This is a genomic window from Algoriphagus aquaeductus (genome assembly GCF_003253485.1).
GTDB classification, from domain to species: Bacteria; Bacteroidota; Bacteroidia; order Cytophagales; family Cyclobacteriaceae; genus Algoriphagus; species Algoriphagus aquaeductus.
Genome location: NZ_QKTX01000005.1, coordinates 274,564 through 287,153 on the forward strand (window position 1 = coordinate 274,564; position 12,590 = coordinate 287,153).

Annotated in this window: 12 protein-coding genes; 8 read left to right on the forward strand and 4 right to left on the reverse strand. The window is 44.8% G+C overall.

Going from position 1 to position 12,590, the window contains the following annotated elements; all coding sequences use genetic code 11:
- The first annotated feature begins 45 nt into the window (after positions 1 to 45).
- The 8 genes from gatC to CLV31_RS09370 all read left to right on the forward strand — a co-directional run bounded on the left by gatC (position 46) and on the right by CLV31_RS09370 (position 8,620).
- On the forward strand, positions 46 to 333 hold the full coding sequence (gene gatC / locus CLV31_RS09335; protein WP_111392616.1) for an Asp-tRNA(Asn)/Glu-tRNA(Gln) amidotransferase subunit GatC: 288 nt from the start codon (positions 46 to 48) through the stop codon (positions 331 to 333).
- Between the two features lies 1 nt (position 334).
- A complete protein-coding gene (locus tag CLV31_RS09340; protein WP_111392617.1) occupies positions 335 to 3,100 on the forward strand; it encodes a tetratricopeptide repeat protein in 2,766 nt (921 codons plus the stop codon).
- Positions 3,101 to 3,177: 77 nt separating this feature from the next.
- Positions 3,178 to 3,894, forward strand: coding sequence for an ABC transporter ATP-binding protein (locus CLV31_RS09345; RefSeq protein WP_111392618.1), 717 nt, complete (start codon positions 3,178 to 3,180; stop codon positions 3,892 to 3,894).
- A 59-nt stretch (positions 3,895 to 3,953) separates the two neighbouring features.
- Entirely contained in the window at positions 3,954 to 4,502 is a 549-nt protein-coding gene (locus CLV31_RS09350) for a cob(I)yrinic acid a,c-diamide adenosyltransferase (protein ID WP_111392619.1), read from the forward strand.
- 77 nt (positions 4,503 to 4,579) lie between these two features.
- Entirely contained in the window at positions 4,580 to 5,647 is a 1,068-nt protein-coding gene (locus CLV31_RS09355; RefSeq protein WP_111392620.1) for a branched-chain amino acid aminotransferase, read from the forward strand.
- Between the two features lie 46 nt (positions 5,648 to 5,693).
- Entirely contained in the window at positions 5,694 to 6,206 is a 513-nt protein-coding gene (locus tag CLV31_RS09360; protein ID WP_111392621.1) for a hypothetical protein, read from the forward strand.
- 66 nt (positions 6,207 to 6,272) lie between these two features.
- Positions 6,273 to 7,377 (forward strand): peptide chain release factor 2 gene (prfB, locus tag CLV31_RS09365; RefSeq protein ID WP_111392622.1). Its coding sequence is split into 2 segments (ribosomal slippage): positions 6,273 to 6,332 and positions 6,334 to 7,377, totalling 1,104 coding nucleotides; the frame shifts between segments, so codons are not numbered across the junction.
- A 106-nt stretch (positions 7,378 to 7,483) separates the two neighbouring features.
- Complete coding sequence (locus CLV31_RS09370) at positions 7,484 to 8,620, forward strand: MFS transporter (protein WP_245943369.1); 1,137 nt, start codon at positions 7,484 to 7,486, stop codon at positions 8,618 to 8,620.
- On the opposite strand, the gene CLV31_RS09375 is transcribed toward CLV31_RS09370, so the two are convergent.
- The 4 genes from CLV31_RS09375 to CLV31_RS09390 all read right to left on the reverse strand — a co-directional run bounded on the left by CLV31_RS09375 (position 8,614) and on the right by CLV31_RS09390 (position 12,475).
- Entirely contained in the window at positions 8,614 to 9,963 is a 1,350-nt protein-coding gene (locus CLV31_RS09375; protein WP_111392624.1) for a M24 family metallopeptidase, read from the reverse strand. The genes CLV31_RS09370 and CLV31_RS09375 overlap by 7 nt on opposite strands.
- A gap of 68 nt (positions 9,964 to 10,031) precedes the next feature.
- Positions 10,032 to 11,390 carry an MATE family efflux transporter gene (locus tag CLV31_RS09380; protein ID WP_111392625.1) on the reverse strand — a complete coding sequence of 453 codons (1,359 nt, stop codon included), beginning with the start codon at positions 11,388 to 11,390 and terminating at the stop codon, positions 10,032 to 10,034.
- Between the two features lie 4 nt (positions 11,391 to 11,394).
- Positions 11,395 to 11,937 (reverse strand): NUDIX domain-containing protein, encoded by a 543-nt coding sequence (locus CLV31_RS09385; protein WP_111392626.1) that lies wholly within the window; start codon positions 11,935 to 11,937, stop codon positions 11,395 to 11,397.
- 55 nt (positions 11,938 to 11,992) lie between these two features.
- A complete protein-coding gene (locus CLV31_RS09390; RefSeq protein WP_111392627.1) occupies positions 11,993 to 12,475 on the reverse strand; it encodes an Lrp/AsnC family transcriptional regulator in 483 nt (160 codons plus the stop codon).
- Positions 12,476 to 12,590: the final 115 nt, after the last annotated feature.

Genomic DNA, 12,590 nt, shown 5'->3' on the forward strand with positions numbered 1-12,590 from the left:
AATCGGCTAAACGGATTGATTTTTCCTCAATTGAACCTTTACAAAATGAAAATCACGAAAGAATCTATCAAAAAAATAGCCCATCTGGCCAGATTGGAATTTGATGAAAATTCGGCTGAAAAAATGTCTAAAGACATGTCGCAAATCTTGGATTGGGTGGAGCAACTCAACGAAGTGGATACCAGCGGTGTAGAGCCCCTGACTACCATGTCCTCCGAAGTCAATGTGATGCGAGAAGACAAAGTGGGCAACCACTTGAGTCATGAGGAAGCTTTGAAAAATGCTCCAAAAAGCGATTCTGACTACTTTAGAGTACCCAAAGTATTAGAATAACATGCCACAACCACAAGCAAACCAAATCAGATTTGCACAACTGCTTGCCCTCCTGTTCCTCGTGTCCGGAGGGTTTTTTGCGCTTTTCTCGTTGTTTTTTTCCCCTTGGGCTTTTCCAAATATCCAATCTGCCGCTTTTCTGGACACGATTGCTGTCCCATTTAATTCAGTGGAAATCGGAGAATTAAAAATCCCCATCTACCTTGACAATTACTTGGTCTTTCAGGACTTTCATTCGCTTCCGGTGAGATTTACCATTTGGGAGAGCTACCTATTTGGAGGAATTGTTCTGTTGATTTCTGTCACAGTTTTGTCTCTGGTGAGCGAATTCAAAAAGTTTGCATTTCTGGGTGCCGGCGTGGCCTGGATTTTCCTTTTGACCCTTTCCAATGTCAACGGATTGAATATCGGCGGACCCAGTGCCAACGTCTCGCTGATTATCCTGCTGTCAGGATCTGTACTTCCCACTGTCTTCTTTCACATTTGGGCTACAGGTGTGAAATTTTGGGTGAGATGGATCGTGGTACTTGCCGGGTTTCTAGTTGCCCTTTACACGCTGATCCAACTTAGCCCTATAGCGAATCCCTCCCTCTACCTTTCAGAACAGAGCTTGATTATAGGCTTGGGCTTGGGTATTTCCTGGATATTTTGGCAAGGGCACGGGATGCTCTCCGGGGTATTTGTGCTTTTGTCCAAAGCCAACGAAAACCTCTCCACAAAAGTCTCGGCTCAGGTTTTAATGCTTGGAGTACTCTATTTTCTCTTGCTTGTATTTCAATTGTTAGCGCTTAGAGGCGAGGTCAATTTACCCTTTCCAACTTTTTCTCCGCTTTACCTCCTATTTCCGTTAGGATTATTTAGTTGGTTCTCCATTCGAGAAAAAATCACCCAAGGCACCAATTTGGCAGCATCCGCTTCCACACTCCAAGCCTTGTTTATACTTGGCTTTGCCATCATACTTTGGGTGGTTTGGAAACTGGAAGTATCTGCGAATCAGCCGGCCAAAGAACTCATCAAGCATCTTTTGGTCTATTCTCAAATCGGGTTTTCTCTTTTCTTTTTCATCTACTTGATGAGCAATTTTCTGGGAGTAATGAATTCAGGCAAAGGAGTTCACCGGATTATGTACAAGCCTTACTCCCTACCCTATTACCATTTGAGAATCGGTGGGGTCATTGCCATTTTGGTGATTACCATTTACATGGAGGCCATGGTAGCTGCTCAGGCAAACTCCCTGACCAACAATATTCTGGGGGATTACTACTACCAAACCGGTCAAAAACTGGAAGCCAGTATTCTCTATGAAAACAGCTGGGATCGATATCGCTACAATCCCAAGGCAAAAAACCTGACTGCTCACCTGCTGTTCCAACTGAACCAACCCACACTTGCCAAGGAACATCTGGAGCAAAGCTTTGCCGAAGCACCCCAAGTAGACAATATCCTTCTTGTCAGCGAAAGGCTACAACGGGAAAACAAGTATTTCGAGGCCATTTATTACTTGGAAAATGGCTTGAAGCGATTTCCCGGCAATGTCTATTTGGTGAATAATCTGGCACTTTTCTATACCCTTACCCAACGGTATGAGGATGCAGCACTTTTGTTGAAAAATCATTCTGGAGATTCAAAAATCACAGCTTCTAACTGGACCGCCCTTCAATCCAAATTAGGATTGGAATCAGAAACTGCCTCTGGGGGGGATGATTTGATCAGTCAAATCAACCAGATTGCTGCGACAAGAAAAAAGGGAGATCGTCCTGAAAATGGCATATTGGAATCCCTTCGGAAACAGCTTGCAAAAGAATCCTCTCCGATGCTGATTCATGCAGGATACCGAAACCTAGTCACAGAGATCAATAGCGAAGACCCAAGCTCCGAAATCCAATTTTTGGACTCATTAGCCAAGGAGGAGCTGTTTTTGGACTTCACCATGCAACTCCAGGAAACGGCAATACTTCGAAGTTTGGGTGCGGGAAGGATCAATGAAGTTGTAAAAAACCTGAATGGATTAGCTTTTAGAAATCCGGGAGATGCAGCCTATTATTTGAATCTCACCGGACTGATTCAAGCGCAGCAATTGGATTTTCAAAAAGCCTCTAAAGATTTTGTGGTGGCCGATGAGAAAGGCTTCAAAGCCATCGAACCCCATCACCTGGCCATTTTGGAACTGGGAGGATTTGCAGAAAAAGCAGCCGAACTGGCACTGATAAATCCTGAGAAAACCTCGATCATTGTTTCTGAGGATTTGACTTTGTTCGGAACCTTCAATCAACAACTTCCTGAAAACCTATTCGAAACCTGGAAATCCATTTCATCTCCAGATTATCAGGTGGAGTTTGCGGAGAGATTACTGAGTCACAAAGCCCATGGGTTGACAAAAAACCAACTGGCAGAACTCGGAAAAGCACTTGCCGGAAAAGTGAATGCCGAAAATGAGCTTCAAACTTTTCTTCAAAATCCGGATTGGTCGGATTCCCAATCCCTGGGGGCTTTTACCCGCTATCTTGGACTTCAGGAAGAGCTGACAGCCAATCCTTACTTTACTCCATTGATCCTGAGTGCGGCAGATCGCGCAGCTGATCCACTTTTGGCCTATGAAATCATCAATGCTGCAAGCGATTTCAACCAAGACCCTTTGCTCTGGATCCGAAAGGTTCAGGCAGCCAAACGGATCGGCTTGGATAACTATGCCACAGCCGCAATACAACAGATGAGTACTTGGATGACTTGGGACGAAATAGAAAAGCTCCAAATGATTAACTATTAACAGTTTTTCACGTATTTTGACGCATTGGCTTTCCAAACAAAAAAGCTAAACCACTAACTTACCCCAAATTATCTACCATGAACAGAGTCATCGAAACCCACGAAATCAACAAAACCTACAAAATGGGATCTGAAATTATTCAGGCCCTCAAATCGGTAAGTATAAATGTAAATCGTGGTGAATATGTCGCCTTTATGGGACCCTCTGGATCGGGCAAATCTACTTTGATGAATATCATCGGCTGTTTGGACTCACCTACTTCCGGCACCTACATTTTGGCAGGAAAGGATGTCAGTGACATGAGCGAAAATGAGCTGGCCGAAATCAGAAACAAAGAAATCGGCTTCGTATTCCAAACCTTTAACCTTTTGCCCCGAGCCACTTGTTTGGATAATGTGGCCCTACCTTTGGTTTATGCTGGATATTCTAAATCCGAGCGGGAAGAGATGGCTTTCAAGGCCTTAGAAAATGTAGGACTTGGAGACCGCACCAAACACAAACCCAACGAACTTTCAGGAGGTCAGCGGCAGCGGGTTGCGATCGCAAGAGCATTGGTGAATAATCCCAGTATTATTTTGGCTGATGAACCAACCGGTAACTTAGATTCTAAGACTTCCTATGATATCATGGAGCTTTTCCATGAACTCCACGCCAAAGGAAACACAATCATCATGGTAACCCACGAAGATGACATCGCTCATTATGCACATCGGATTGTAAGACTCCGCGATGGACTGGTGGAATCGGATAAGTTGAATCCCAATCCTACCCGAGGAGCGGTAATGCATGCCTGATTTTCCCCATCAATTCGAAATAGATTCTTATTTTTGCCACTGAAAGAAACGAGGCAGCGATGAAGATCTACACCAAAACAGGGGACCAAGGCATTACTTCTTTATTAGGCGGAGTAAGAGTACCAAAATCTGATTTGAGAATTGACGCATACGGTACAATTGATGAATTGAATTCCTATTTGGGACTTTTGAGAGATCAGGAGGTGAATAAAAAAAGAGCCGACTTTCTGAAAGAAATCCAGGATCGACTTTTCACTATCGGAGCGGACTTGGCCACAGTTCCGGGCAAGGACAAAGTCAAAAAACCAGACCTTCATCAAGAAGATGTCGAGCACCTCGAGCAGGAAATGGATATCATGGATGCCCAATTACCCATGCTGTCAGCCTTTATTCTTCCCGGAGGCCATCCATCTGTTTCCTTCTGCCACTTGGCCCGAACAGTATGCCGTCGGTCAGAACGTATTGTCGTAGAATTAGCCTCACTCGAACCAGTTTCCGATTTGGTGATTCAATACCTCAACCGACTTTCCGACTATCTTTTTGTCCTGGGGCGAAAAATGGCCCAGGAACTCGAAGTAGAAGAGGTCACCTGGAAGCCCAGACTATAAAATCACATTCAGGCAAGAAGCAATTTCTGCCTTCAAAATATCAAGAACCCAGGCTCTGCCTGACAAAAGAAAAGAGTATGAAAACCTCTCTTGCCATTCCGGTTATCAAAACCACCCATTCCAAACTCTCCGAAACCGATTTTTCCAACTTGGTTTTTGGCAAAGTCATTTCTGACCACATGTTTGTGGCGGACTACAAAAACGGAGAGTGGACTGATTTGAGAATCGAGCCATACGCACCCATGGAAATCCATCCTGCCAATGCAGCCCTGCATTATGGACAGTCTATTTTTGAGGGGATGAAGGCTTATAAAAATGATTCAGGTGAGATTTTGATTTTCAGAGGGGATGCCAATGCCCGAAGAATGAATGAATCCGCAGAACGGATGTGCATGCCTTCCATCCCGGAGGAGATTTTTCTGGAGGGACTAACCCAACTGGTGGATTTGGATAGAAATTGGATCCCTTCCGGTAAAGGATCCAGTTTGTATATCCGCCCGTTCATGTTCGCGATGGATAATTACATCGGAGTAAAGCCTTCCGACACCTATCGATTCATGATTTTTACCTGTCCGGTAGGTGCCTATTACAATAAGCCTGTTTCTGTCAAAGTAGAAACCCAATTTACCCGCGCCACCGAAGGGGGAACCGGTGCTGCCAAAACAGCCGGGAACTATGCGGCATCCCTTTATCCGGCACTTCAGGCGCAAAAAGCCGGATATGACCAATTGCTTTGGACTGACGGAAAATCGCATAGCAAAATTGAAGAAAGCGGTACGATGAATGTCATGTTCAAAATAAACGGAACTCTGATCACCGCTCCTACCCATACCGGTACCATCCTTAAAGGAATCACAAGAGATTCGGTCATTCAGCTTGCCAAAGACTGGTCAGAGCCCCTCGAAGAGCGTTTTCTGACCGTCTCAGAATTGCATCAAGCCTTGGAAAATGGAAGCTTACAGGAAGCCTTTGGGGTAGGAACTGCAGCTACCATAGCCTTTATCAATAAAATCCATGTCAATGGGAAAGACTACACCTTGGCAGAAAGCTCCCAGGATTCTTTCGGAAAAAGGATCTTGAAAGAATTGGACGGAATCAAATACGGAGAAATCGCAGATCCCCATCAGTGGATCATCAAAATCTAATCTATAACGGGAAGTCAACTTCCCGTTTTTTATTATTTTTCAATCCATGAAAAAACCCGTTCTTATTCTTTTGTTGGCCTTAGTTTGCCAATTGGCTTCCGGACAGAGTCAGGCAAAGGATTTTATTTTGTTGAAGAGAGGTGCCAATCAAAAAACCCAAATCCGTTTTTATCCCGGTGAATCGATTACCTACAAAAGCAAAAAGCTAGGCTACTTCATCACCGATAAAATTGTGAATCTGGACACCGAGTTTATTTATCTGACCGAGAATATTCTGAGCCCCACTGATATTCTGGAAGTCGATATTCGAGACAAAGATTCAAGAAATCGAACCCTGAAAAACTTAACTGGCCTATTTCTGGGAGCCGGGACTCTGCTTTTGGCCGTAGAAGGGGTCAACAGTATCTACCAAGAAGGAAACCTTTCCATTGACTCCGGAATCGCCACCACCTCTGGTATTCTTCTCGGAACCGGCTTGGCATTACTTCCCGTTCGATACAAGACCTTCAGCCAAACCGGAAAAAATAGAGTACAAATTATCCTGATGCGCTTGGAATAATGAATCCACTCTGGCATAAGAGGGATTTTTTTCAGACTTTTGCAGCTTAAATTTTCACTTAGACAGATGACTTCAGAACAACTGAAAGACTTGAAAGCCCGCACTTCGGCTTTGAGGAGGTATCTTTGACTACGATCGTAAGAAAGTAGAAATCCAAGACCTAGAGGCCGTTTCGGCCCAGCCCGATTTCTGGAATGACCCAGAAGAGGCAGAAAAAACCATGAAACAAATTCAAGCCAGAAAAGGCTGGACTTCATCTTTTGAAAGCCTGGACCAGAAAATCCAGGATTTGGAAGTGTTGTACGAATTTTTCTCGGCAGGAGAAGTAACAGAAGAAGAGCTCAAAGCGGACTTTGCCAAAGCTAAAGAAGCTGTAGAGGAACTTGAGCTTAAGAAAATGCTTTCCGCAGAAGAGGATCAACTCAACGCCGTCCTGGAAATCAACCCCGGTGCCGGTGGAACCGAAAGCAACGACTGGGCTTCGATCCTTATGAGGATGTACATCATGTGGGGAGAAAAAAACGGCTACAAGGTAAAAGAAGTAGACGTACAACCCGGTGAAGTCGCCGGAATCAAATCAGCAACCCTGGAATTTGAAGGGCCATTAGCTTATGGGTTCCTCAAATCTGAAACTGGTGTGCATCGTTTGGTTAGAATTTCGCCATTCGACTCGGGAGGCAGAAGACATACTTCGTTTGCTTCTGTATATGCCTATCCGGAAGTGGATGATTCGATCGAAATCGAGATCAACCCTGCAGATGTTGAACTTCATACTTCCCGTTCGGGTGGTGCAGGTGGACAGAACGTGAACAAGGTGGAAACCAAAGTGCAGTTGACCCACAAACCAACGGGTATAGTGGTCGTCTGCCAAGTAGAGCGCTCCCAGCTAGCCAACCGAGAAAAAGCGATGCAAATGCTTAAATCCAGACTCTATCAGATGGAGTTGGAAAAGCGAAATGCGGAAATTGCCAAAATCGAATCTTCCAAACTGCGGGTAGACTTTGGCTCACAAATCCGAAACTACGTCCTGCACCCTTACAAACTGGTGAAAGACAACCGGACAGGTCATGAAACTTCGGATGCGCAAGGTGTATTGGATGGAGGCTTGAATGAGTTTATGAAGGCCTTCCTACTCGCCCAAAGCGAAGAAGAAGCCAATAAAGACAACTAAAACCAACCTTAAGGCCGGATATTTTTCCGGCCTTTTACTTTAAGACTTAACCCGGAGAATGCGATTGCTGCCGTCTTTTTTTACGCTGAATTTCTTCTTGCTCTGCATGAGCAGTTTTTTGTTTTTCTCCAGCTTCAATATGATCATTCCCGAACTTCCCGCTTACCTGACTTCATTGGGAGGGGAAGATTACAAAGGATTGATTATTGCGCTGTTCACCCTTTCTGCAGGACTTTCCCGACCTTTCAGCGGCAAGCTTGCCGATAAAGTGGGAAGAATTCCGGTGATGATGTTCGGTGCCGGTGTTTGCTTTGTGGTGGGACTGCTCTATCCACTTTTGAGCTTTGTTGGAGGATTTCTGTTTCTCCGATTTGCGCATGGATTTTCGGCAGGCTTTACCCCTACTGGTGCTTCGGCCTACGTGGCAGATATAGTACCTTTTCAGAAAAGAGGGGAAGCCATGGGAATCCAATCCCTTTTTGGATCTTTGGGGATGGCTGCCGGACCTGCTATTGGAGGTTGGATTGCAAGTATATGGCCTATCGAGATCTTGTTTTATAGTGCGGCCTTCACGGCTATTTTTTCCATTTTGATCTTGATGCGACTCAAAGAGACCCTGAAAGAAAAAGAGCCATTAAAGCTAAGCCTCTTCAAACTAGACCGTGACGAGATCATTGAAAAACGGGTCCTTTTGCCTTCGGTTATCCTTTTCCTGTCTGTATTCTCTTTTGGAGTTGTATTGACCATTATTCCTGACTTTTCAGTTCACCTGGGTATAAAAAATAAAGGATTGTTTTTCGCAGTCTTTACCCTTTCTTCCTTGGGAATCCGGTTACTGGCCGGTCGAACATCTGACCGTCATGGTCGTGTAGCCGTGATGCGCGTAGCAAGTGCGGTGATGGTGCTGGCCATGTGCGCGGTTGCATTTGCGGAAAGCAAAGCCGTTTTGCTGGCTTCAGGAGTACTTTTTGGAGCAGCCGTGGGCATGTACAGTCCTACCACCACCGCTTGGGTAGTAGACCGCTCCCTCGATCGGTTTCGAGGGAGGGCTTTGGCTACCATGTACATATTTCTGGAAAGTGGAATCGGCGTGGGAGCCGTAGTTTCCGGATGGCTTTACGCCAATAATCCTGAAAATTTCAAACTGGTATTTCTTTCTTCTGGGTCAATCGCCTTCTTGGGTTTTTTGATCTTGATATTCATCAAAAGAGACCGAAAGAGCTATCATTCCCACCATCAATAACCCAAATAATTACTGACTCGGGGAATCGCCAAAATGGATTTCTGACGTCCGTTGTAATAGGTTACTTTTTCCCCGTCAAAGAAAGCTCCCTCTTCCAGCATCACTCTCACATCCTTGTTCCATTCTTTGACAAATACCACCGCATTTAATTCTATCGCATAACCGGTATTGGCATGTAGCGGAAAATCACCCGCTCCGGGAGTATTGCCCTGATTATCCCACATTCCGATAGTCGGTCCGGCAGCGTGCCCATAAAATCCCAATGGGTGTGTATAAATACTTCCACGAATTCCTTCTGCATCCATTTGCTGACGGGAGGCTCTCAAAATTTCATTCCCTGTCCGTCCTGCCACATAATTTGAGGTAAGAATATCCTGAAGGCGATTGCCGACTGCCAAGGCATCTTGAAGATACTTAGGCACTTCAGTTTCCCCTGGTTTAAGAACATAAGCCAATTCCTGGGTGTCTGTGTTGAGTCGGAGGTAAGTGATTCCAAAATCAATGTGAAGCAAGTCTCCGGGCATAATCACTTCTTCACTTGGCCTCACGGCAAAGGAACGGGAAGCTTCCTGAGAATTAGGGTCAGGTCTTTGAATATCGACGGTAGGATGAAACCAGGTATCAAGCTTCATTTCCTTGATTTTTTCTCTGTAAAACCACACCACATCTTCGGTGGTCGTCACCCCCGGAGTGATCACCCGATCGGAAAGTCCTTCTGCAATGATGTAATGCGCCAACTCCTGGATATGCTTATAAGTGGTCATTTCCGCAGCAGTCCTGGTTTCCAGCCAACGAACAGCCAAAGTCTGAGCAGAGACTACTTTGGAATGATGCGCCTGAGGAAGGTTTTTCATAAACTCCTCGTAATCAAAATGAGTCAAACCATCTGCATGACCATAATCTTTGGCGTAATTGAGACCTATCTTTTTGGGATTTTTGGCTTGAACGATCTCCATGAGTGCTTTCCACTGATCAGGCTGAGCTTCGGGATCCCATGCTTTTTTGAAGGATTTACCCACATCATAGCGAGCCACGGCAAATGCTTCCACCTTGGCACTGGGACTGGGTTGATACATCACAAGGATGGTTCGACGGCGGGCAGCATGCCAGGTAGCAGGCAGAAGTGTCCGGATAACCGGATCCTCATTGTATTCCCTCGACATCACGATCCACATGTCAATGCCTGTTTCGGTCATCAGACTGGGAAGGAGATTCTGCATTCGATCCTCCAACCAGGAGTCGATTACCTCGGCTTGTTTCCTTACGGAAAGAACGGCAGGCTCTTGGGCAAAAGATTGGGAAATAAGGAGAGCAAAAGCAAATGCGAGTAAAAGTCGTTTCATGGGTTTCAGGTTGATTTGAAACCAAGATACTTCTTCACCGGGAATTCCCCGAGATCTTTATTTGGAAATTAATCGGTAGTAATCTGAATGGATTGTTCCATAATCTTCTTTTTGCTCAACTGATGAAATCTGTAAAACAGCATCACCGCGGTGATTGTCAACCCAATAAGAAGACCTATCCATACTCCTTTTTCAGCCCAGCCAAATTCAAAAGCCAACACATATCCCAAAGGTAATCCCAAGACCCAATAAGCCATTAGGGTAACCAAAGTTGGTACCTTGACATCTTCCAAGCCTCTCAATACCCCCAATCCAACGACCTGTACCCCATCCGAAAGTTGGAAAAGCCCTGCAATAATCAACAAAGATGCAGAAAGAGAAATCACCTCCGGGTCGTCGATGTATAGGGTAGGCAGGAAAAACCGAAAGGCAAAAAACACCACTGCGCAGACAAGCATAAAGGCGATGACCATCCCAAAAACAGTCATACCTGCCTCCCGCATCCCGCTGAGATTTCCTTTTCCTATTTGATTACTTACCCGAATCATTCCTGCGGTAGACAAACCGGTAGCCATCATGTAACTGATGGAGGCGAGATTCAGTGCAATTTGATGCCCTGCCAGTGCATTGACACCGATCCATCCCATCATGATCGCAGCTGTACTGAAGGCCGATACTTCAAAAATATATTGAAAACCGGTTGGGATACCGATTTTGAGAATCCTGCTGACCATGGGCAGACTTGCTTTTGGATTGAGCAGTCGAAGCTGAAACACCCTATACCTTTTGGAGTACAGCACATAACCACCCATCAAGATCATCATGAGCACCCTTGAAATCAAGGTTGCCCAACCTGCACCATTTAGCCCTAATTCTGGAAATCCCCACACTCCCCAAATGAGTACCCAGTTGAGGAAGACATTGACTAAGTTGCAAAAAATGGTAATATACATGGCCTGCCTCGTTTGAGACAAACCCTCCGCCAATTGCTTGAACGTCTGAAATACCATCAAAGGAATCAGCGATGCGGTAATAATCAGCAAATAAGGAACCGCCAAAATGACAACTTCTTCGGGCTGATTGAGAAAATGAAGCCCTTGGGACAAACCCAATACCAGCATCGTCAAGATCAAACCCGTCGCGGCATTGATCCAAAGGCCATGGCTAAAAAGTCGGGAAATCCGCTTGGGCTTCCCTTTTCCTTCGGCCACAGACACCAAAGGAGTAATCCCCATGGAAACCCCAATTCCAAACATCATAATGACGAAGAATATACTGTTGCCAAGGGAAGCTGCTGCCAAGGGAATCGCACCGAGTCGGCCTACCATCATGCTATCTGCCACACCTACGGAGACTTGCCCCAGTTGGCTTAACATGACAGGATAGGCCAAATGAAAAGTAGTTTTAAAATGATCTCGTAATGTCATGGCTTTAATAACCTAAAATTCTGGCAGCTTTGAGAATTCCCGCCACACTGATTGAGTCGGTAATTTTACCCTCCATTACCCAATTGAGTGCCTCTGAAAAGAGAACCCTCTTTACTTGGATAATTTCAGTTTCTTCAAATTCAGTCTCACCCAGAGTTAGATCTTCTGCCAGGTAAATAAATCCCACCTCGTCTGTCACCGAATTAGACGTGTGGATTTTCATGATTTCGGTCCATTTTTCGGCAGTCAGACCCGTTTCTTCTTTGAGTTCTCTCTTTGCTGCCGCTAAAGGTTCCTCTCCCATAGGCCCTCCACCCATGGGGATTTCCCAGGAATATTCATTTAAGGTATACCGAAATTGTCCCACCAGCCAGGTAAATCCATCTTGATCTATGGGAATGATCGCCATGGCCAAATTTTTAAAATGGACTTTTCCATAGACACCGTCTTTACCGGCAGGATTGATAATATCATGATTTTCCAATCGGATCCATGGATTTTCATAGATCGTTTGGATATGCTTGGTTTTCCAGGGGTTTTCAATCATTTTTTTCAAAAAAAAAAGGGTGGAAGAACCACCCTATCTTGTGTTAAATCCTGAATTACGCAGGTATAGGCAGTACTTTTGAATCCTTAAAGGTAGATAGAATTACCATGGACTGCATGGAATCTACTTCTTTGATTTCGGATACTTTTTCAAGCATCAATTTTTGATAAGCGGTGATATCCTTAGCAATGATTTTCAAGATAAAGTCACCCGTACCGGTGATATGATAGCATTCGATGACCTCTTGGATTTCATTGATCTCTTTCATAAAAGCGTCAATGTTGCCCTTATTGTGACCGATTAAGCTTACCAATACAAAGGTACTTACGCCCAATCCGATTTTCTCGGGATCCAATTTGGCATGGTAGCTTTTGATGATTCCTGACTGTTCCAGCTTCTTTACGCGCTCTAGAGTAGGCGCAGGAGACAGTCCAATGTCTTTGGACAACTGTGCATTGGTAATTTTAGCATTGCCCTGAAGGATTTCCAGAATCCTGCGGTCTATTTTATCGAATTTGATTCTAACGCTATTGTCCATGTTATTTCGCTTTTACAAAACCCAGATTCAAGTTATAAATGCAACACTAAAGGTTTAAGGAAAGGAAGCCTAGGCTTCCTTTCCTTAGGCTGAATAACTAAATTAGTGTTGTCAT